Here is a 21,066-nt window from a genome sequence, read left to right as displayed (position 1 = left end):
GTCCGTGGCGGCTCCGCCCGGGCGGGCGGCTCAGGTGACGGTGACGCTGTGCCGGGGCGTGGGCGGCGGGGCCACGGCGGACGCGCGGCGGGGGATGCCGCCGAGCATCCGCAGGGCCGCCGCCGACGGCGAGCCGGCCTCGACGGTGAAGGTGACCAGCATCAGGTCGGGGGTCTCCTCCAGCCGCAGCGTGTGCTGGTTGACCGTCAGCGCCCCGACCACCGGGTGCGCCATGTCGTAGGTCATCGACTCGCAGGTGCTCACCGGGTGCTCGGCCCACATGGCGGCGAACTCCGGGCTGCGCGACAGCAGCTCCTCGACCAGCCCGACGACCCGGCGGTCGCCCCGGTAGCGCCCCACGGCCATCCGCAGGTAGGCCACCACGGAGCGGGCCTTGCCCGGCCAGTCCGCGTACAGCTCGCGCATGCGCGGGTCGAGGAAGACCGAGCTGCTCATGTTGGGCGGCTCGTCGAGGTGCCAGGCGAGCAGTGCGTGGCCCAGCGGGTTCCAGGCGTGCACGTCGGTCGCGGCGCCGAGCACCATCGCCGGCACGTCGGGCATCATCGCGAGCATCTGGTGCAGGGCCGGCGGCGTGGTGTGGGCCCGGGCGACCCGGTCGCCCGCCGAGCGGCCGGGGCGGGCCAGCACGAACAGGTGGGCGCGCTCGTCGCCGTCGAGCTGCAACGCGCGCGCGACCGCGTCGAGCACCTCGTCGGACACGTTGTGCGCCTGGCCCTGCTCCAGCCGGGTGTAGTAGGAGACGCTGACCCCGGCGAGCTGGGCCAGCTCCTCGCGGCGCAGCCCGGAGACCCGCCGGCGCTCGCCGTAGCGGGTCAGGCCGGCGTCCTGCGGGCGGATGACGCCGCGACGCGATCGGAGGAACTCGCCCAGCGGATTCATGCGACTCAGTATGGCCGACGAGCATGACACTGTCAGTGGTACCCACCGTAGGAGTACCAACGGTTTCCGGCCGGGCGGGCGGTCTCCGCCGGACCCGGCCGGAGCCGGACGAGTGTCCTGATCGGATGGTCAGGCCGTCTCGGCCAGGAAGCGCAGGATGTGGGCGTTGGTGATCTCCGGCTGCTCGGTGAGCGGGACGTGCCGCGAGTCGGGGACAAGCGCGCCGGCCGACCCCTTCGGCAGTGCCTCGACGATCCGGGCGAGCTTCTCCTCGTTCATCGCGAAGGCGACGTCCTGCACGCCGAAGATGTTCAGCGTCGGCTGCGTCGGCAGGGCGCCCCACAGCGCGCCCTGCTCCGCCGCCCAGTCCGGGGTGCCGAAGGTCGCCGGCGGGAAGTTCGTCCGGTACATGCCGAGGGCGGCGTGCAGGTTCTCCGGCCGGCCCAGGGCGGCCCGGATGTCGGCCAGGTCCTGCGTGACGTCGTAGCCGTCGCGGGAGTACTTGTGCAGCATGAACTCCAGGAAGGCCAGGTCGTTGGCGGCGACCAGCTCGTCGGCGGCGGCCATCTGGAAGAACCAGAAGTGGGCCTGGACGTTGATGCCCCGGGGGTCGAGCAGATACTCGCCGAAGAACTGGAACGGCGGCACGTCGCAGGCGACCAGCCGCGACCAGCGCTCCGGCGCCTGCACGGCCGCGGCCCACGCGACGGCGGCCCCGAAGTCGTGCCCGATCAGCACCGCCCGCTCGTCGCCGCCGAGCACCTCGTGCAGGGCGTTGACGTCGCCCACCATGTCGCGGATGTGCTCGCTGCCGGGCGGCGGGACGGAGCTGGGGGCGAAGCCGCGGGTCCACGGCGTCACCACCCGGTAGCCGGCGTCGACCAGCACCGGCACCAGGTGCCGGAACGAGTTGGGGGTGAACGGGAAGCCGTGCACCAGCAGGGCCAGGGGGCCCTCGCCCAGTTCACGGTATGCGATGTCGACCCCGTTGACGGTGACCTGAGATTGACGCATGGGATGCCTCCTCGGCGGGCATGGATTGCACCAAGACTGGCCGAGCCGCACACCGCCCGCTTCTTCCTGCGTGCTGCCTCGTTGTAATGCGCGGACCTGGGAGGGCGACGGTGGAGTACGCACTGGTGATCTATCACGACGAGGCCGGCGAGCTCAGCCCCGCGGAGATCGACGGGGACCCCCGGCACCGGGCCTGGCTCGACGAGGTGCGCCGCCGCGGGGCGTTCGCCGGCGGGCAGCGCCTGCGACCCGGCCGCGCCGGCCGCACGGTGCGCTCCCGGGCCGGGGCCACGCTGGTCTGCGACGGGCCGTTCGCCGAGGCCCGGGAGCAGGTGGGCGGGTTCGTCGTGCTGCGCTGCGCCGACCTCGACGAGGCGACGGAGTTGGCCGCCCTGCACCCGTTCGCCGCGCTGGGCGTCATCGAGGTGCGGCCGGTCTGGACCCGGTGACCTTCCCGGTCGACGCCGCCGTGGCCACGGCGTTCCGCCGGGAGTACGGCCAGCTCGTCGGCACGCTGGTCGCCCTCACCGGGGACCGGGCCCTGGCCGAGGACTGCGTGCAGGACGCGTTCGCCGCCGCGCTGCAACGCTGGCCCGGCGAGGGCGTGCCCCGCCGGCCCGGGGCCTGGCTGACGACCGTGGCGCGCAACCGGGCCGTCGACCGGCTGCGGCACGAGAACATGGCCGCCGTCCGGCTGCGCGAGGCCGCGGTCACCCTGCCGACGTACGCGGACGCGCCGCCCGTGCCGCCGGTGATCCGCGATGCCCAGCTCCGGCTGATCTTCACCTGCTGCCATCCCGCGCTGTCGCTGACGTCGCAGGTCGCGCTGACCCTGCGTACCGTCGTGGGCCTCGGCCCGGCGGAGATCGCCCGTGCCCTGCTGGTCCCGCCGGGCACCCTCGCGCAGCGGCTGGTGCGGGCCCGGCGCGGCGTCCGCGAGGCCGGCCTGCGCGGCGAGCTGCCGCCGGCCGCCGAGCTGCCCGGCCGGGCCGCGGCGGTGCGCGCGGTGGTGTACCTGCTGTTCACCGAGGGGTACGCGGCCACGGCCGGCGCGGAGCTGCTGCGGCACGGGCTGTGCGCGGAGGCCGTGCGGCTGGCCCACCTGCTGGCCCGGCTGCTGCCCGACGATCCGGAGACCCTCGGGCTGCTCGCGCTGCTGCTGCTGCACGACGCCCGGCGCGACGCCCGCACCGACGCGCACGGCGACCTGGTGCCGCTGGAGCGGCAGGACCGCCGGCGGTGGGACCGGAGCCGCATCGCCGAGGGGACACGGCTGCTGGAGCGGGCCCTGCGCCACGGGCGGCCGGGCCCCTACCAGGTGCAGGCGGCGATCGCGGCCTGCCACGCGTGCGCCCCCGACGCCGCGCGCACCGACTGGGCGCAGATCGCCGGGCTCTACGCCGAGCTGGCCGAGCTGACGCCGTCGGCCGTGGTGCGGCTCAACCAGGCGGTGGCGGTCGCCATGGCGGACGGCCCGCAGCGGGGCCTGGAGCTGCTGGAGCGGGTGGAGCGCTCCGGCGAGCTGGCCGGCCACCACCTCGTCCCGGCCGTCCGCGCCGACCTGCTGCGGAGGCTGGACCGGCGGGCCGACGCGGCCGGGGCGTACCGGCGGGCGCTGGAGCTCGCCGGCAACGACGTCGAGCGCCGGTACCTGCGGGGCCGCCTGGCGGAGGTCACCGGAAGCTGAGCGGATCAAGCACAACAAATCGGCGGCAAATGTATATTTCCCGAAGGGTCGCCCGTCGGTCTGACGAACCGGTCCGGCGTCGCCGGACCCGCCCACGACGAGGGGATCACACATGCTGCTGGAGAACAGGACGGCGATCGTCTACGGCGCCGCCGGCGCGCTGGGCAGCGCCGTGTCGCGTGCCTACGCCCGCGAGGGCGCCACGCTCTACCTGGCCGGCCACCACTTCGACCGGGTCGAGATGCTCGCCAAGGAGATCGCCGCCGACGGCGGCCGGGCGTACGCCCACCAGGTCGACGCCCTCGACCCGGAGGCGGTCGACGCCCACGCGGAGCTGGTCGCCGAGCGGGCCGGGAGCATCGACGTGTCGTTCAACGCCGTCGGCCTGGACCACGTGCAGGGCGTCCCGCTGCGCGAGCTGGACCTGGACGACTTCCTGCTGCCGATGAACACCTTCGTGCGCACCCAGTTCCTCACCACGGCGGCGGCGGCGCGGCGGATGGTGGAGCAGCGCAGCGGCGTCATCGTGGTGCTGTCGACGTCCGCCGCGCGGGCGCCCATGCCCTCCGGCGGCTTCGGCGTGGCGTGCGCCGGCATCGAGTCGCTGGCCCGGGAGCTGGCGGGCGAGGTGGGCCCGTTCGGGGTGCGGGTGGTCTGCCTGCGTCCCGACGCGATCCCGGAGAGCGTGCAGCACGGCTCGTACGTCCGCGAGACGTGGCGGCGCGCGGCCGAGGCGAACGGGGCGACCCTGGAGGACATGCTCGCCGCCAAGCCGGGGATGCCGAACCCGCTGCTGGGCCGGGCGGTGACCCTGGCGGACGTGGCCGGCACCGCCGTGTACCTCGCCTCGGACCTGTCCAGCGGCCTCACCGGCTCGATCACCACCGTCGGGTGCGGAGTGCTCGTCGACTGACGGCCCGTCGGCTGCCCGGGGGCCGCGCCCCCTGGGCAGCCCACGCCCCCTCGACGGCGGGCGGGAAATAGAGCAAGCTCGAAGAGCGCGTCGACCGGGTAGCGTGGAACGGGACCGGCACGGCGGGTGCCGAGGGTGCCACTGCCAGTGGTACGCATGGCAGGGAGATGGGTAGCCGGGCCGCGGCTACCTAGGGTTCGTGGGCATGGCGGAGAACCAGAGCACGTCGGAGCAGCTCAGCTCCGCGCAGAAACTTGCCCTATTCGTCCTGCTCGGCGCGCAGTTCATGCTGTCGGTCGACTTCTCGATCCTCAACGTGGCGCTGCCCCGGATGGGGGAGGGCGTCGGCCTGTCGCTGGCCGACCTGCCGTGGGTGGCCAGCGCGTACGCGCTGCCCGCCGCCGGCTTCACGCTCCTGTTCGGCCGGGTCGCCGACCTGTTCGGCCGCCGGCGGCTGTTCCTGACCGGCATCGCGCTGCTCACCGTGGCCTCACTGCTCGGCGGCTTCGCGAACAACGCGGCGATGCTGCTCAGCGCCCGCGTGCTCCAGGGCTTCGCCAACGCGATCGCCATCCCGGCCGCGATGGCGCTGCTGATCACCACCGTCTCCGACGAGCGGGCCCGCGCCCGGGTGCTCGGCCTCAACGGCGCGCTGCTCTCCGGTGGCTTCACCGTCGGGGCCCTGGTCGGCGGCAGCCTGGTCAGCGCCCTGGACTGGCGCTGGGCGTTCTGGATCAACGTGCCGGTGGCGGTCGCCATCATGGTGCTGACCCCCCTGGTGATCAAGGAGAGCGTCCGTCCCGCCGGCGTCAAGCTCGACGTGCCCGGCGCCGTCACGGTCACCGCCGGCCTGCTCGCCCTGGTCTACGGCGTGAGCATGCAGAGCTGGATCGCCCTCGTCGTCGGCGCGGTGCTCATCGCGGCCTTCTGGTTCGTCGAGCTGAAGGCCAAGGCGCCCCTGGTGTCGCTGACCCTGCTCAACCGGCCGAACATCAAGTGGGGCAACTACGGCGGCATCGTCGCCTTCGTGATGGCCAGCGGCGTCAACTTCGGCCTCACCCTCTACATGCAGGACGTGCTCAAGATGGCCCCGTTCACCACCGGCCTGGTGTTCGGCGGGCCGGGCCTGGTGGCCGTCGTCGCGGGCGTCATCGCCGGCCGCATGATCGGCAGGTACGGCTACCGCAACGTCCTCGCCGTCGGCCTGCTGGCGCAGGGCCTGACCACCGTCCCGCTGCTGCTGACCGGCACGTCGACCACGCCGAGCCTGGCCCTGATCGTGCCGTCGCTGTTCCTGATGTACTTCGGGCACGTCACCGCCGTCGTCGCCTACACGGTGACCGCCACCTCCGGCCTGGACGACTCGCAGCAGGGCCTGGCGACCGGCCTGGCCACCCTGGCCCAGCAGATCGCGGTCACCATCGGCATCCCGATCTTCGGCGCGCTCGTGGCCGCCCGCACGGACGTGCTGGACGGCGTCCACTTCGCCATGCAGGTGCAGATCGTGGTGATCCTGGTGTCGGTGGCGCTGATCTGGATCGGCCTGCGGGACCGGGGCATCCCGGTCGGGCCGTCGTCGTCGGCCGCCGAGCGGCAGGAGCCGGTGGACACCGCCGAGGCGCAGCAGCCCGCGCCGGTGCCGGTGCCGCGCAAGGTCAGCGAGAACACGGTCTAGGCGCCCCCCAGCGCGCCTACCGACCGCGGTGCACGGAGCGTCGGTCCGCACCCCCCTGGGCGCTCCGTGCACCGCATGGTCGGCCCGCGGGCCGTCTGCCGTCTGGCGGGCGGCCCGTGCGGCGTCGGGCAGCGTGTCCCGGCCGGAGCCCGGCCCGGCCGGCTGACAGTGCCGGCCTGAGGGCGGTGCCCTCCGGTTGACAGTGCCGGCAGGTTGACAGCGCCAGCCGGCTTGGCGGTGCCCTCCGGTTGACAGCGCCGGCCGGCTTGGCGGTGCCGGCCTGAGGAGCGGGGAACCCGCCGGTAGCGGGTGGTCCTGTCGGCACCTACGCAGCTGAGTCACCTACGACATCGCCGCCTGGCGCAGTGCCTGTCGACGAGCCGAGCAGCACCGGCCCGCCCCGGGCCACCGCGCTGGCCGGCGTGATGTCGTAGCTGACTCAGCTCCCTAGTCGGTCACGCGGGTGTGCCGGGAGGCGGCAGGCGTCGCGTCGCGCCGCCGGCCACCGTACCGACTCCTGGAATGCCTCAGGCCCCGAAACCCCAGGCCCCGAGACTCCAGGCCCACAGTGAGACGGGCGTCCCGCGGGGTTTCGCACCGCGGGACGCCCGTGCCGGTGGGACCGGTCAGGACTGCCGGAGCCAGTCGGCGAGCCGCTCGCCGATCATGATGGAGGTGAGGTTGGTGTTGCAGTTGACGATCGACGGCATGACGGAGGCGTCGCAGACGTACAGGGCCTCGGTGCCGTGCACGCGCAGCCGCTCGTCGACCACCGCCCCCTCGTCGCCGGCCGCGCCCATCCGGGCGGTGCCGACGGGGTGGTAGCCGCTGTCGAGGCTGAGCCTGACGTAGTGACGCATCAGCTCGTCGTCGGCGACCATGTCCTCGCCGAGCACCACGAACCGCTGCCCCTGGTCGTTGATGCCCGCCGTCTGCATGAACTGCCAGCACTGGCGCACGGCGGCGACGAGGGTCTGGATGTCGCGCTCGGTGTCGAGGAAGTTGAGCACGACGTCCGGCGGGGCGGTGGGGTCGGCCGAGGTGAGGGTGAGCCGTCCCCGGGACTCGGGCCGCTGGTGCACGACCATCACCCCGAAGATCGTCTTCGCGGCGGCCAGCATCTGCAGCTCCGGGAAGAGCGTCAGGTCGAAGTGGTTGATCATGTAGTACTGGAGGTCGTTGAACTCCGTCGACCCCGGCGCGGTGGTCCGCAGGATCGTCTGCAGGAACGGGTCCTCGGGGCTGAAGCTCCCCTCCTGCGGCACCATGAACGCGCCGGTACGCGGGTGGTCGATCAGGTCGGCGCCCACCCCGGGCCGGTCCAGCAGCACGTCGATGCCCAGCCGCCGCAGGTCCCCGGCCGGGCCGATGCCCGAGCGCATGAGGATGGCGGGCGAGTTGACCGCGCCGGCGGCCAGCACGACGGTGCCGGCCTCGATCACCTCGGTGCCGCCGCCGGGCTTGGCGACCTCGACGCCGCGCGCCCGGTTGCCGGTGAACAGCACCCGGTTGACCTGGACCCCGGAGCGGATCTCCAGGTTCTCCCGGCCCCGGGCCTCGGCCAGGTATCCCATCGCGGTGGAGAACCGGTGGCTGCCCTGGCGGTTGGACGGGATGGGGCCGACGCCGGTGGCCTCCGGGTGGTTGTGGTCCTCGACCTCCGGGAAGCCGGCCTTGACGCAGGCGTCGCGGAACACGTGCTGCACCGGGGTCATCTCGTCGGGCGTGAACCGGTGGATCGGGATGGGGCCGCCCTTGCCGTGGTACTCGTTGTCGAAGTCCTGGTCGTCCTCGAGCCGCTTGTAGAACGGCAGCACCTCGTCCCAGGCCCAGGCCGGGTTGCCCAGCTCGGCCCACTCGTCGAAGTTGTTCGGCGTGCCGCGCAGCGCGATGGTCGCCCCGACGGCGGAGGAGCCGCCGGTGACCTTCCCGCGCGGGAAGATGATCCGCCGGCGGTCGGTGATCTCGGCCTTGAAGTGCCAGTCGTGGCGGTCCATCGACATGGCGCTGCCGTCGAGCAGGTCGGTCGGGGTCTCGGCCACCGTCGCGAAGTCGGGGCCCGCCTCCAGCAGCAGCACCCGGCGGGCGGGGTCCTCACTGAGCCGGGCGGCCAGCGCGGCTCCGGCGGAGCCGGATCCGACCACCAGATAATCGATTCCGTGCATCATCGGCGTCCTTCGGTGCGTGGGGGATGGGCGATCCTGTCGCGTGGGCGGACAGGTGTGGATGCGCTTCCATTGCGGACGTGCTCGGGACCCGTCCTGAGCATCACACCGGGGGATGCGCGTCGCTTCTCCGCCGTTGCCGTGCGCGATCGTGGTGCGCAGGATCGCCGTGCGCCGTCGCCGCGTGCTCTCCGCCGCGCCGGGCCGCCGTCAGGCGCGGGGGGAACGCCGGCGGCGGGCCCGGGCCAGGGAGGCGGCGGTCGCCTCGTAGTCGTCGCCCGCGCCGGCCATCAGCGAGCGCAGCTGCGCCTCGAAGCAGACGTCGGCGTCGTACGGGTCGATCAGGTAGCCGCCGAGCTCGAGGCTCACCAGCCCGTGCAGGGCGATCCACATGTTCTGTGCGACCAGCAGCGGATCCCCGGCGCGGAACCGGCCCTGCTCGGTGGCCCGGGCCACCGCGTCGACCAGCGGCTGGAGCGTGTACTTGCCGTGCTGCCGGTCGCCGTCGGCCAGGGCGAACCCGCCGAGCGCGGCGCTGCCGAACATGACCTGGTAGAGCTGCGGGTGGTCGAGGGAGTTGGCCCGGTAGGCGTAGCCGAGCGCCATCACGTCGGCGACCGCGTCGGAGGTGGCCCGCACGGTCGACATGCGCCGGTGCAGGCGGGCGAAGCCCTCGTGCACCATCGCCCGGACCAGGTTGTCCATGCCGCCGAAGTGCGTGTAGACGGCCGTGGTCGAGGTGCCCACGGCGGCGGCGAGGCGGCGCGTGGTGAGGCCGGCGGCGCCCTCCTCGGCGAGCAGTCGGGCCGCCGCCTCCAGCAGGGCGGTCGCCAGGGTCGGGTCGATTCGGCGCGGGCTCACGTTGACATGATCTCACGCCCGGCGTACCTTCAATGAAGTAACGCTGTTACGTAACCGCGATACGCAAAAAGATCGCCCCAGCTCGTGGAGGCCGCAATGAGCGTCGTCGCCCTCGCCCCCAGAACCCTCTCCCGAAACGACAACCGGCGCCCCGTCGCCACCGAGGCGACGGAGCTCGACCTGACGGTCACCGGGCGGCTGCCCGCCGAGCTGGACGGCTGCTTCGTGCGCATCGGGCCGAACCCGATGGGCGGCGACCGGCCCGGCCACGCCCTCGTCGGCGACGGCATGGTGCACGGCGTGCGCCTGCGCTCCGGCCGCGCGCTGTGGTACCGCAACCGGTGGATCCGCACCGACCGCACCACCCGCGCCCTGGGCGAGCTCGCCCTGCCCGGCCCGCGGCACGGGCTGTCCGACAACGCCAACGCCAACGTCATCCGGCACGGCGGGCGCACCCTGGCCCTCGGCGAGGCCGGCGTGCTGCCGGTCGAGCTGGACGACGAGCTGGGCTCGGTGGCCCGCATCGACTTCGACGCCACCCTGCCGCACGGCTTCGCCGCGCACGCCGAGTGCGACCCGGTCACCGGCGAGCTGTTCGCCGTGGCCTACTACCACGAGCTGCCCTACGTCGAGCATCTCGTGCTGACCCCCGAGGGGCGGGTGCGTCGCAGCGAGCGCGTCGAGGTCGCGGGGCCGCCGCTGATGCACTCCCTGGCGCTGACCGACCGGCACTCGGTGCTGTTCGACCTGCCGGTCACCTTCTCGCCGACGCTGGCCCGCGCGGGCTCCCGCTTCCCGTACGCGTGGCAGCGCGGGCGCGCGGCGCGGCTCGGGCTGCTGCCCCGCGAGGGGCGCGGGGCCGACGTGCGCTGGTTCGACGTCGACCCCTGCTACGTCTTCCACCCCGTCAACGCCTACGAGGTCGACGACACCTGCGTGGTCGACGTGGTGCGCCACGACCGGGTCTTCGACCGCGACCTGCACGCCCCGGGGGAGTCCGCGCCGACGCTGTGGCGCTGGACGCTGGACCTGACCCGGGGCAGCGTCGCTGCCGAGCAGCTCGACGACATCCCCCAGGAGTTTCCCCGCATCGACGAGCGCCGCAAGACGATGCGGCACCGGTACGCCTACACGGTGGCCATGCAGTCCGGCGCGGGGGTGCTGGGCGGCTCGGCGCTGCTGCGCCACGACCTGCTGCGCCGCGAGGTGGCGGTGCACGACTTCGGGCCGCACCGGGAGGCGGGGGAGGCGGTCTTCGTCCCGCGCGGGCCGCTCTCGGCCGAGGACGACGGCTGGCTGCTGACGTACGTCCACGACGGGCGTACCGGCCGCAGCGATCTGGTGGTGCTCGACGCCGGCGACTTCACCGGGGAGCCGGTGGCCGTCGTGCACCTGCCCGGCCGGGTGCCCAGCGGCTTCCACGCCAACTGGATCGGCTCCTGACTCGGGGCCCGCGGAACGGACGGGTTTCCGACAGCACCTGGGCAATCTGGAGGAACTGCGGCGCGGGTCGGCCGGTTAGCTTCGCGGCAGCCGCTGTCTCGCCCGCCACGGGCCGTACGGCGATTCTCCCGCGTTTCCACTCTCCCGCGTCCTTACGGAAGGTGCAAAAGATGTCCCAACCCCTCTCCACCGCCGCTCCGTCCTCGGGGCTGCTCGGCCGGCTCAACGGGGCCCACCACCGGGCCGCCCTCAACGTCTTCCTCTTCGTCGTGCTGGCGCACTGGGCCGAGCACCTGGTGCAGGCGTACCAGATCTGGGTGCTCGGCATGCCCCGGCCCAAGGCCCGGGGGGTGCTCGGGCAGTTCTACCCGTGGCTGGTCTCCTCGGAGTGGCTGCACTACGGCTACGCCATCGTGATGCTGGTCTTCCTCTTCGCGCTGCGCCGGGGCTTCGTCGGCCGCGCCCGCACCTGGTGGACCGTGGCGCTGGCCATCCAGTTCTGGCACCACATCGAGCACTTCCTGCTGCTGTGGCAGGTGCAGTCCGGCACCATGTTCTTCGGCCAGAAGGTGCCGACCAGCATCCTCCAGCTCGTGCTGCCGCGGGTGGAGCTGCACCTGTTCTACAACTCCGTGGTCTTCATCCCCATGGTGATCGCGATGTACCTGCACCTGCGGCCGAACCGGCAGGAGCAGGAGCTGATGACGTGCAGCTGCGTCGGGCACCGCGTCGCCGGCCGGTCCCTCGCGCCTCATGCCGCGTGAGCTGAGCCGCCCGCCCGGCGGCCGTCGCCGGGCGGCGGCCACCGCCGTGGCGGCGGCGGTCGTCGGGCTGCTCGCGCTCACCCCCGGCGCGGCCCGGGCCGCCGACGGCCCGGTCACCGCCGAACCGTCGGCCGGCGCGGTGCTCACCACCGCGCCGGCCGAGGTGACCCTGGGCTTCGCCGCCGAGGTCGACGAGGGACAGTCGCACGTCGCGGTGCTCGACGCGGACGGCGGGCGGCTCACCGACGCCGAGCCGACCCGCGTCGGCTCCACCCGGCTGCGGCTGCCGCTGGGCGTCGACGCCGCCGGCGACTACACGGTCGCCTACCACGTCACCTTCGCCGACGGCACGACCAGCACCGGGGCGTACCGGTTCAGCGTGGGCACCGGCGTCGCGCCGGCCCCGCTCGACGACGCCGCGCGCCAGGCCAGCACCAACGTGGTGGTCGACGCGCACGGGCACGGCATCGACGGCTTCAGCGCCTTCCTGCTGTTCGTCGACGGCGCGGTCCTGGCCGTGGTCGTCGCCCTGCTGTGGCTGCGCCCGCGCGGCGGGCGGGCGGGGTCCCTGCGCATCGACGAATCCCGGGCCTGACGGGCGAGGGCACGTGACGGCACCCCGGGCAACGCGCAGCGGCGCCGACGAGATCCGTCGGCGCCGCTCGTGCGGGCGGTCAGGGGATGGGGAAGAACGCGCGGACGAACTTCTCCCACCCGCGCTCACCGATCATCGCCCGCATCTTCGGCAGCAGGCGCGGCGGCATGCCGAGCCGGTAGCGGATGCGCGGGTTCGGGGTGGAGACCGCCGTCTCGAGGACCTTGGCGACGTTCTCGGCGCGGACGGCGATCTTGCCGCGCAGCGGCGGGTTGTCGCTGAGCCGGTACGCCTGGTGCCAGTCGACGAAGTGCTCCCAGAAGTCCCGGTACAACGCGGGGTTGTCGTGCGAGTCCATGCCCAGGTCGGCGACGCTGTCGGGGACGAAGCCGCCCAGGATGGGTGCCGGCTGGAGCACGACCACCTTGATGCCGAACGGGGCGACCTCCAGGCGCAGGGAGTCGCTGATGGCCTCCAGCGCGTGCTTGGTGGCCTGGTAGTAGCCCCGGCCCGGGGTGGCGAACATGCCGAAGATCGACGACATCATGATGATCCGGCCGCCGCCCTGCTCCCGCATGCCGGGCAGGACCAGCTGGGTGAGCCGGCACAGCCCGAAGACGTTCGTCTCGAACTGGGCGCGGACCTCGTCCATCGGGGTCTCGCCGATGGTGCCGTTGAGGCTGTACGCGGCGTTGTTGATCAGCGTGCCGACCGCGCCGTGTTCGTCGGTGATCCGCTTGACCGCGGCGGCCATCGACTCCTCGTCGTTGACGTCGAGGTAGAGCACCGTGATGCCCTCGTCGGCCAGGTCGGCCAGGGCCTCCACGTTGCGTCCGGTGGCGTAGACAGGCCAGCCGGCCCGGTGCAGCCGCAGCGCGGTGGCCTTGCCGCTGCCCGAGGACATTCCGGTGCCCGACGAGGCGCCGGTCAGCAGGATGGCGCGTGACTGGGTCATGATGGCGTCCCTTCCCGGCCGCGGGTCACTCGTCGCCGAGCCGCGCGATGCGGCTGCGGTCGACCGACGAGCCCAGCCCCGTGGCGTCGACCAGCCGGTTGATGAACGCGAACAGGCAGGCGCAGAAGACCGCCTCCAGCATCTCGGCGTCGCTCCAGCCGGCGGCGGCGGCCTGCTCCCAGTCCGCGTCGGTGATCTTGTACGAGCCGGTGCTCACCTTGGTCACCAGCCGCATGAGCGGCAGGGTGCGCTCGTCGACGGGCAGGTCCTCGACGCTGTCGGCGTCCGACACCGCCTCCAGCAGCTCGTCGCTGCCGCCGAACTGGCTGAGGAACCAGCTGTGCGTCCCGACGCAGTACGGGCAGCCGTTCAGCTTGGACGTCCAGGCCGAGATCAGCTCCTTGAGCTGCCGGGGCAGGGTGTCCCCGCCGAAGATGCCGCCGTAGCCGGCGACCACCACCGCGAGCAGCCGCGGATTGGTGGAGGTGAGCCGGAACATGTCGGGCACGAATGGGAGCCCGGTGACCGCCTTGATTTCCTCGTAGAGTTCGGCGGTACGGCCCTGGGCCTGATCCTCGTCAATCAGCGGGACTCTGATTCCCGGCTGTCTCGTCGTCGTTTCCATGAGCCATCTCCTCGTTGCTCGGGCGATCTGGGGCCAGGCGAACGACGGTGCGTTCCACGACGAAGTAGGGCCGCTGTCGGCGCTGGCCGCAGCAATCTCCGACGGGGCTGCGGGGCGACACGGAAACGCTGGCGAAGACGGTCGGGCAGCGATTCCGCTGGCCCATGATGGCACGTCGTCGCAGCTGGAGTGCTCTCCCAGATTGCCTACTGCGGGAACTGTCCCGCAGTTGAACCGTCGGCGCGGCTGGGCCGTACTGCCTACTGGCTGAAGGCACTTTTCGCCGATAACCTGTTTTCAATTCACAGAGACGGATGAGGTACGTGATGCCGGCAAGTGTTCTGCGACCGGTGCTGGGCTCGCTCGGTTTGACGCAGATCCGATACGTCGACGCGGTGCGTCGGGGGCGGGCCAGTGGCCTGGTGGCCGAGGTGTACAGGCAGGTGGAAAGGGACTTCGGTGTGCTGGCCCCACCGATGGCCCTGCACGCCCCGGCGCCGGAGGTGCTGGCCGCGGCGTGGCTGCTCATGCGGGAGACGTTGATCGTGCCCGGGGCCGCCTCGCGGGCGGCCAAGGAGACGGTGGCCACCTCGGTCTCGCTGGGCAACACCTGCCCGTACTGCGCGACCATCCACAACAACGCGCTGGGCCTGCTCACCGGGGTCGGCGTGGGCGTGGACGGCCGCGCCCGGCCCGACCCGGGGTCCGGCGGCGGCCCGGCGGAGCTGGAGGGGCTCGTCGGCTGGGCGATGCCGGTCGGTGGGAACCCGCCACCGGCGCCGTTCCCCGCCGCCCAGACGCCGGAGCTGGTCGGGGTGGCGGTGCTGCTGCACTACCTCAACCGGGTGGTGAACGTCTTCCTGCGTGACGTGCCGCTGCCGCCGGGGGTGCCGGAGCTGGCGCTGCCCATGGTGCTGCGGGTGCTGGGCTGGGCGATGATGGGCGCGTCGCGCCGGCCGCACGGGCCCGGCCTCTCGCTGGACCTGCTGCCGGCCGCGCCGCTGCCGGCGGACCTGTCCTGGGCGGCGGGCAGCCCGACGATCGCGGAGGCGTTCGGCCGGGCCAGCGCGGCGATCGAGGCGGCGGGCCGGCGCTCGGTGCCCGAGGCGGTGCGCGACCTGGTGCTGGCCAACCTGGTCGGCTGGCACGGCGGTCCGCGGGGGATCAGCCGGTCCTGGGTGGAGGGTCTGGTCGAGGGGCTTCCCGAAGCCCAGCGGCCCGTCGCCCGGCTGGCCCTGCTGGTCGCCTTCGCGTCCTACCAGGTGGACCCGACGGTCGTGCGGGGCTGCCGGCTGGCGGGCGTGGACGACCGGGCGCTGGTGGAGGTTTCCGCCTGGTCGGCGATGGCCGCGGCCCGGTGGCTGGGCGGCAGGCTCGCGGCGCCACAGTGATCAACTATGGACAGGGCTCGCATCGCCGACCAATTCGGATAATCGCTGCGTCTGTCAGATTAAATCGCCTCGCCGGCCGTGGGAACATTCGAAAGTCCCGTATTGATTGATCTCCATGCATGGTATCGTCCTACTCCATCCGGACCACTTAGGACACTCACAGTAAGCGCGGCCCGATACGTTTCGGTCCGCACTCGCGCCACCCGACAGGCCGGTGGACTGGCATTTCTCCACAATTCAAGTCGGGTGATCGAACACCTGTTCCGTCACGGAGCGACGACGAGGTCGTGGCGACCCTGGGCAGGGCAACGCCGCCGGTCGTGGGGGGTATCCCGCGGCCGGCGGCACCATACCCGGGCCGGTCGCGCCGGGTATGGCCGGAGTGTCCCCAACGTGTTCACCGAATGGAGTGATTGGCCGTGCACAACGCCGTCGAAAGAGCCATCTCGATCATGTGGGATCGTTACCACGAACCCCTGTCACTCGACGCAATGGCCGATTCGGCCTTTCTCAGCCGCTTTTACTTCTCTCGGTTGTTCCGGTCGAAGACGGGCACTTCGCCGGGCCGATTCCTGACCGCGATCCGGCTCTACAAGGCCAAGAACCTGCTGCTCGAGACCGACATGAGCGTCACCGACATCGCCTATGCCGTCGGCTACAACAGCCTGGGCACCTTCATCAGCCGCTTCACCCGCAGTGTCGGCATCTCGCCGGCCCGCTACCGCTGGCTCGCCGAGAACGGCATCCCGCAGCTCTCCCGCACCCGCACGGCCGGCCCGCGCCGCCGGGCCACCATCTCCGGACGCCTCGTCCTGCCCCCGGTCGACGTGCCGGTGAAGGTCTACGTCGGCGTCTTCGACAGCCCCATCGTGCAGGGCCTGCCGGCCTCCTGCGACATCCTGGAGGCCTCCGGCGAGTACGTGCTGCGCGACGTGCCGGAGGGCGAGTGGTACCTGCGCGCCGCCGCGATCGCGCTCGGTGACATCGCGGCCCGCCCGTCCATGCGCCGCCCCCTCGCCGTCGGCGCGTACGACGCGCTGTCCGTGGCCGCCGGCGTCAACCTCACGGTGGACCTGGAGCTGCACCACACCGGCGTGTTCGACCTGCCCATCCTGATCGCGCTGCCCGAGCTGGACAGCACCGACCCGGCGGCCCGCAACCGGCGCGGCTTCGCCCGCAACGACCGGCGCACCGCGCGGCCGTCCCGGGTGCTGCACCGGGCCAAGTCGTGACCGCCACCCCCGGGCGGTGGCGGCCCCGGACCCCGGGCCGCGGCCCGGCGCGGCGGGGCCAGGGATCGGGCGGCGCGGCCGCCACCGGGGGATGATGGCGCGCGCCGAACGGGACCCGGCGACGCGCTCGGATCGATCCCCCACGGAAGAAGGCGGCGGGCCGGTGCCCCGGGGGCACCGGCCGGCAGCCGACAGCGGTGCGTCGGCTCAGCCCACGGCACCGGCGACGGGCGACTCCGGCACCCGGAACGGCCCCCAGGTGAACGCCGGCAGCCAGCGCCCCGGATCGGCGCTCCACCGCAGCGACCGGATCTGCGCCGCGCTGCGGCGACCGGCCAGCGCCAGATAGACCTCGTGCCACGGGCCGGCGACGGTCACCGTCGGCTCGCCCGTTCCCGCCACGGCGTCGCCGTGCTCGGTCCGCACCGCCAGCGGCGGCAGGCCGTGCCCGTCGAGCGAGGCGGACAACCCCTTGAGCAGGACGCCGGATGCCACCGGCAGCGCCGGGTGGTCGACCGGCGGGGCGACGCCCAGCGCCTGACGCAGGTCCAGCTCGTGGGTGAAGGCGTCCATCACCAGGATGTGCCCGTCCATCGAGCCCGGACCGGCGAGGAACTCCTCCACCGGCCCGCTCAGCCGCTCCCACTCGGCGAGCAGCTCCGGCACCCCGCCGTCGGGCGTCGGGCCGGGGACCGCGCCGGTGACCCGGCCGTGCACCCGCGCGCAGACCTCCACGAGGTGCGCGACGAGCTCCCGAACCGTCCAGTCCGGACAGTGTGCCACCGGCCGCGCGTCAGCCCCGGGCGGCGCCTCGGCGAGCAGCTCCGCGGTGGCCCGCCGGACCTGGCGGTAGGCCGCGACGGCGGTGGCCCCGGTGGACGGCGACGGGTGCGGTTCGACGATGGTCATGATCGTGCCTCCCTGCGCGGCGGCGCCGCGGCTTCGACGGGACCCGCCGCGGGCGCGGCGGGAACGACGGGTGCGCCGGCCAGACCGGCCTGGCCGGCGGTGAGCCGCCCCGTGCGGTGCAGCCAGCGCACCGTGTCGACGAGCGTCTCCCCGATCGGCCGGGGCGCCGGCCCCGCCGACCGGGCCGCCTCCTGCGGGCGGGCGTCGGTGGCGCAGACGTAGCACGCCCCGTACTCGGCCGGGATGTGCCACGGCCACACCCGCTGCACCAGGTCGGTGGCGTAGGCGAACGGCAGCATCGCCCGGGCCGGCAGGAACAGCGTGGGCAGCCGGCGGCCGGTCGCCTCGCGGACGGCCCGCACGTAGTCGCGGGTGCTCAGGTAGCGGCCCGGCCCGAGGTGCCGCCCGCCGTCCTCGGCCGGCGCGGTGGCCAGCTCCGCGAGCAGGCCGGCGGTGTCCCGGACGTCGCCGACCGGGAAGCCGCCGGTGGGCCACATCGGCATCAGGCCGCGCAGCACGTTGCGCAGCCGGGCGTTCTGGTCGCCGAGCTTCGGGTCGTGCGGCCCGAGCAGGGCGGGCGGATAGGCGATCACCACCGGGTCGCCGTGCGCCTGGTGGCCCCGGGCGACCCGCTCCGCGGCGGCCTTGCTCGCCAGGTACGTCTCCCCGGCGGTGGTCGGCGGCGACTGCGGGCCCACCGTCCCGGCCGGGGACGGCGCCAGCGCCCCGAACGTCGACACGTGCACCGAGCGACCCACCCCGAGGCGGCGGGCCGCCGCCAGCACCACCTGCGTGCCGCGGGCGTTGGTCCGGCGGGTCGCCTCGTGCGACCGGCTGTCGAACGAGTAGACCGACGCGGCGTGCACCAGCGCGTCCACGCCGCGCACCGCCCGGGCCACCGCCGTCTCGTCGACGACGTCGCCGTCGACGACCTGCACCGCGTCGTCCGGCACCGACAGCGGCGTCAGGGCCGGGGCGACCCGGCGCGGATCGCGGGCCAGCACCCGCACCCGGTGCCCGGCGGCGACGAGCGCCGCCACCGTGTGCGCGCCGACGAAGCCCGTACCGCCCGTCACGAGCACCAACATCGCGAGCTCCTCTCCGCCCGCGACCGGCGCGGTGCCGCGCGGCGCGACGCCGCCGCCGAGGTGGCGGGCGGCTCGATCGTGTCCCGCCCCGCAGCGGCGCACTACTCCCAGCGTGCCGTTGTCCCGGCCGCTCCGCCGCAGCTCAGAGGGCAATCGGGAAGTGGCTGCGGGCGTCGAACGGCCGGCACGATGAGGCAGTTGGATCGTCGATCCTCCGATGAATGGGAGCAGCAGGTGGCCGGCACCATTTACGCGCTCAGGCGCCGCGTCCTCACCCCCGACGTCAAGGAGACCCTCGTCTCCACCCGGGGGTTCCACGTCAAGAACCCGGAGTCACGCACCATCCTGGAGACGGTCGGCTCGTCGTTCCTGACCGGACTCTCCTCGGCCGCCGGCGCCCGCCGGGTGACCGACGTCGACACCGACCTCGCCCCGCTGCCGACCCGCTTCCAGGGGTTCGCCTACGAGGGCGCGGCCATGGGCTTCGCGCTGGTCGACGCGCTCACCCCGGGCACGCCCCGGCGCAGCGCCGAGTTCCTCGCCGGCACCGGCGACCGGCACGTCTACATGGCGTACGTCGGGATCGGCTGGGCCCTGGCCCGGCTGCCGAAGCTGCTGTGGCGACGCGCCCTGGCCGCCGCCACCGACCCGCTGCTGCGCTGGCTCGTGCACGACGGCTACGGCTTCCACCAGGCGTACTTCCGCACCGCCGAGTACGTGCACGGCCAGCGCGCGGTGACCGACTTCCCGTGGCCGCCCGAGGGCCCCACCGCGTACGCCGCCCGCGCCATCGACCAGGGCATCGGCCGGGCCACCTGGTTCGTCGCCGGCTGCGACCCGACCGTCGCCGCCGACCTGATCGACCGGTTCCCGGCGGCACGGCACGAGGACCTCTACAGCGGGGCCGGGCTCGCCGCGACGTACGCGGGCGGGTGCACCGCCGACGAGCTGCGGGTGTTCCTGGCCCGCGCCGGCGAGCACGCCCCGTTCGTCGCCCAGGCCAGCGCGTTCGCCGCGCAGGCCCGGATCCGGGCGGGGCTGCTGGTGCCGCACACGGAGCTGGCCACGCAGGTGTTCTGCCGGGCGTCGGCCGCCGACGCGGGCCGGGTCACCGACGAGCTGATCCCCGCCGGCCCGGACGCCTCGGGCCGGCCCGCCTACGAGGTGTGGCGACGGGCCGTGGCCGCGCGGTTCCGGGCCGCCGCCCGGGTGCAGCCGTGACCGCGGTCGCCGACCCCGCCCGGGTACGTCCGCCGGGCCCCTCGCCCTGGACCGCCCCGGTGCTGCTCGGGCGGATGGCCCGCAACCGTCTCGACGTCATGCGGGCGGTCGCCGCCCGCCACGGCGACGCGGTGCGGCTGCCGCTGGGGCCGAAGACGCTGTGGTTCTTCAACCACCCCGACCACGCCAAGCACGTGCTGGCCGAGAACCCGGGCAACTACCACAAGGGCATCGGGCTGGTGCACGCCCGCCGTACCCTCGGCGACGGCCTGCTCACCAGCGAGGGCGAGCTGTGGACCAAGCAGCGCAAGGTGATCCAGCCGGTGTTCCAGGCCCGCCGCATCGCCCGCCAGGCCGACGCGGTCGCCGAGGAGTCGGTGCGGATGGCCGCCCGGCTGCAACGCGCCGTCGGCGCCGGCCCCGTCGACATCCGCCACGAGATGACCGAGCTGACCCTCGGCGTGCTGGGCCGTACGCTGCTCGACGCCGACCTCGGCGAGTTCGGCGGCATCGGCGCGGCGTTCGAGGCGGTGCAGGACCAGGCGATCTTCGAGATGATGTCGCTGGGCGCCGTGCCGCCGTGGGTGCCGCTGCCCCGGCAACGGCGCTTCCGCCGGGCCCGCGCCGAGCTCCAGGAGATCGTGGACCGGCTGGTGGCGCACCGGCGGGCGCAGCCCGGCGGGATCGCCGGCCGCGACGACGTAGTGTCCCGGCTGATCGAGTCGACCAGCCGGGAGACCGACCCCCGGGTGGCCCGGCAGCGGATGCGCGACGAGCTGGTCACCCTGCTGCTGGCCGGGCACGAGACCACCGCCAGCACCCTGACCTGGACGTTCTACCTGCTCGACCGACACCACGAGGTGTGGGAGCGGATGCACGCCGAGGCCGTCGAGGTGCTCGGCGACCGCAATCCGACGTACGAGGACCTGCACCGGCTGCGGTACACCGCGATGGTGGTCGACGAGGTGATGCGGCTGTATCCGCCGGTGTGGCTGCTGCCCCGCATCGCCCAGGGCGACGACGTCGTGGGCGGCTGGCACGTGCCGGCCGGCGCGGACGTGGTGCTCTGCCCGTACACCCTGCACCGGCACCCGGAGTTCTGGCCCGACCCGGACCGCTTCGACCCCGATCGGTTCGACCCGGACCGGCGCGCCGACCGGCCGCGGTACGCCTACATCCCGTTCGGCGCCGGCCCGCGCTTCTGCGTCGGCAACAACCTCGGGCTGATGGAGGCGGTGTTCGTCCTGGCCTGCGTGACCCGGCAGCTGCGGCTGTCGCTGCAACCCGGCTACCCGGTGGTGCCGGAGCCGATGCTGACCCTGCGGGTCCGCGGCGGCCTGCCGATGCACGTCCACGAGGCCTGACCCGCCTGCCCGGCGACCCTGGCGCAACCGGTGCTCCCCGCCCGGTTGCGCCTCGCCGTGTGCCCAGGGGCCCCGGCCGGACACCAGCCCTGGCGGGAACCCATCCCTGTCGCGCGCACCGCCCCTCCGCCGGGCCCTACCGCCCCCTGTGTGGAGCCGCCCCGCAGCGCGCCCGGTGCCGGCGACCGCAGCCGGCGACGACCAACAGCGACGGCGGCAGCGGCGGCCGGCGACACGGTGACGGCCGGGCGACCACGCGGGATG

The 21,066-nt window shown here is 73.7% G+C and carries 19 protein-coding genes; 11 read left to right on the top strand and 8 right to left on the bottom strand.

Features of this window, described 5'->3' with window-relative positions; translation table 11 throughout:
- Positions 1-30 precede the first annotated feature (30 nt).
- Both O7628_RS28830 and O7628_RS28825 read right to left on the bottom strand, forming a co-directional pair.
- On the bottom strand, positions 31-900 hold the full coding sequence (locus O7628_RS28830) for a helix-turn-helix transcriptional regulator (RefSeq protein WP_347405224.1): 870 nt from the start codon (positions 898-900) through the stop codon (positions 31-33).
- A 129-nt stretch (positions 901-1,029) separates the two neighbouring features.
- On the bottom strand, positions 1,030-1,914 hold the full coding sequence (locus tag O7628_RS28825) for an alpha/beta hydrolase (protein ID WP_074476316.1): 885 nt from the start codon (positions 1,912-1,914) through the stop codon (positions 1,030-1,032).
- Between the two features lie 110 nt (positions 1,915-2,024).
- Between O7628_RS28825 and O7628_RS28820 the strand changes: the two genes are divergently transcribed.
- The 4 genes from O7628_RS28820 (at position 2,025) to O7628_RS28805 (ending at position 6,189) form a co-directional block, all read left to right on the top strand.
- Entirely contained in the window at positions 2,025-2,363 is a 339-nt protein-coding gene (locus O7628_RS28820; RefSeq protein WP_074476317.1) for a YciI family protein, read from the top strand.
- Complete coding sequence (locus tag O7628_RS28815; RefSeq protein WP_347405223.1) at positions 2,360-3,601, top strand: sigma-70 family RNA polymerase sigma factor; 1,242 nt, start codon at positions 2,360-2,362, stop codon at positions 3,599-3,601. Before O7628_RS28820 ends, O7628_RS28815 begins: the two co-directional genes overlap by 4 nt.
- A gap of 112 nt (positions 3,602-3,713) precedes the next feature.
- A complete protein-coding gene (locus O7628_RS28810) occupies positions 3,714-4,514 on the top strand; it encodes an SDR family oxidoreductase (RefSeq protein ID WP_074476319.1) in 801 nt (266 codons plus the stop codon).
- A gap of 205 nt (positions 4,515-4,719) precedes the next feature.
- A complete protein-coding gene (locus O7628_RS28805; protein WP_278135378.1) occupies positions 4,720-6,189 on the top strand; it encodes an MFS transporter in 1,470 nt (489 codons plus the stop codon).
- A 626-nt stretch (positions 6,190-6,815) separates the two neighbouring features.
- On the opposite strand, the gene O7628_RS28800 is transcribed toward O7628_RS28805, so the two are convergent.
- Together O7628_RS28800 and O7628_RS28795 are read right to left on the bottom strand one after the other, a co-directional pair.
- Positions 6,816-8,354, bottom strand: coding sequence for a GMC family oxidoreductase N-terminal domain-containing protein (locus O7628_RS28800; protein WP_178065358.1), 1,539 nt, complete (start codon positions 8,352-8,354; stop codon positions 6,816-6,818).
- A gap of 210 nt (positions 8,355-8,564) precedes the next feature.
- Positions 8,565-9,215, bottom strand: a complete 651-nt coding sequence (locus O7628_RS28795) for a TetR-like C-terminal domain-containing protein (protein ID WP_074476322.1) — start codon at positions 9,213-9,215, stop codon at positions 8,565-8,567.
- A 96-nt stretch (positions 9,216-9,311) separates the two neighbouring features.
- On the opposite strand from O7628_RS28795, the gene O7628_RS28790 reads away from it, so the two are divergent.
- The 3 genes from O7628_RS28790 (at position 9,312) to O7628_RS28780 (ending at position 12,017) form a co-directional block, all read left to right on the top strand.
- Positions 9,312-10,658 carry a carotenoid oxygenase family protein gene (locus O7628_RS28790; protein WP_278135375.1) on the top strand — a complete coding sequence of 449 codons (1,347 nt, stop codon included), beginning with the start codon at positions 9,312-9,314 and terminating at the stop codon, positions 10,656-10,658.
- A 170-nt stretch (positions 10,659-10,828) separates the two neighbouring features.
- Entirely contained in the window at positions 10,829-11,422 is a 594-nt protein-coding gene (locus O7628_RS28785; protein ID WP_043969043.1) for a hypothetical protein, read from the top strand.
- Entirely contained in the window at positions 11,412-12,017 is a 606-nt protein-coding gene (locus tag O7628_RS28780) for a copper resistance CopC family protein (protein ID WP_074476324.1), read from the top strand. Before O7628_RS28785 ends, O7628_RS28780 begins: the two co-directional genes overlap by 11 nt.
- A 79-nt stretch (positions 12,018-12,096) precedes the next feature.
- On the opposite strand, the gene O7628_RS28775 is transcribed toward O7628_RS28780, so the two are convergent.
- Positions 12,097-12,972 (bottom strand): SDR family NAD(P)-dependent oxidoreductase, encoded by an 876-nt coding sequence (locus tag O7628_RS28775; protein WP_178065361.1) that lies wholly within the window; start codon positions 12,970-12,972, stop codon positions 12,097-12,099.
- A gap of 25 nt (positions 12,973-12,997) precedes the next feature.
- Complete coding sequence (locus O7628_RS28770; RefSeq protein ID WP_178065362.1) at positions 12,998-13,597, bottom strand: carboxymuconolactone decarboxylase family protein; 600 nt, start codon at positions 13,595-13,597, stop codon at positions 12,998-13,000.
- A gap of 326 nt (positions 13,598-13,923) precedes the next feature.
- Here O7628_RS28770 and O7628_RS28765 point away from each other — a divergent pair, with 326 nt between their 5' ends.
- Entirely contained in the window at positions 13,924-14,988 is a 1,065-nt protein-coding gene (locus O7628_RS28765) for a carboxymuconolactone decarboxylase family protein (protein ID WP_278135370.1), read from the top strand.
- A 452-nt stretch (positions 14,989-15,440) separates the two neighbouring features.
- On the top strand, positions 15,441-16,220 hold the full coding sequence (locus O7628_RS28760) for a helix-turn-helix transcriptional regulator (protein WP_221487292.1): 780 nt from the start codon (positions 15,441-15,443) through the stop codon (positions 16,218-16,220).
- Positions 16,221-16,427: 207 nt separating this feature from the next.
- Here the strand turns inward: O7628_RS28760 and O7628_RS28755 are convergent, their stop codons facing one another.
- On the bottom strand, positions 16,428-17,129 hold the full coding sequence (locus tag O7628_RS28755; protein ID WP_278135369.1) for a maleylpyruvate isomerase family mycothiol-dependent enzyme: 702 nt from the start codon (positions 17,127-17,129) through the stop codon (positions 16,428-16,430).
- Positions 17,126-18,217 (bottom strand): SDR family NAD(P)-dependent oxidoreductase, encoded by a 1,092-nt coding sequence (locus O7628_RS28750; protein ID WP_278135366.1) that lies wholly within the window; start codon positions 18,215-18,217, stop codon positions 17,126-17,128. Before O7628_RS28750 ends, O7628_RS28755 begins: the two co-directional genes overlap by 4 nt.
- A gap of 234 nt (positions 18,218-18,451) precedes the next feature.
- Between O7628_RS28750 and O7628_RS28745 the strand changes: the two genes are divergently transcribed.
- Both O7628_RS28745 and O7628_RS28740 read left to right on the top strand, forming a co-directional pair.
- Positions 18,452-19,438, top strand: coding sequence for a DUF1702 family protein (locus tag O7628_RS28745; RefSeq protein WP_074476330.1), 987 nt, complete (start codon positions 18,452-18,454; stop codon positions 19,436-19,438).
- Positions 19,435-20,802 carry a cytochrome P450 gene (locus tag O7628_RS28740; protein WP_178065368.1) on the top strand — a complete coding sequence of 456 codons (1,368 nt, stop codon included), beginning with the start codon at positions 19,435-19,437 and terminating at the stop codon, positions 20,800-20,802. The genes O7628_RS28745 and O7628_RS28740 overlap by 4 nt, the downstream gene beginning before the upstream one ends.
- The last annotated feature ends 264 nt before the right edge of the window (positions 20,803-21,066 follow it).

The organism is Micromonospora sp. WMMD956, assembly GCF_029626125.1.
Taxonomy (GTDB): domain Bacteria; phylum Actinomycetota; class Actinomycetes; order Mycobacteriales; family Micromonosporaceae; genus Micromonospora; species Micromonospora carbonacea.
Note: the sequence above shows the minus strand (reverse complement) of the source record. Positions and strands in the feature narration are given on the sequence as shown.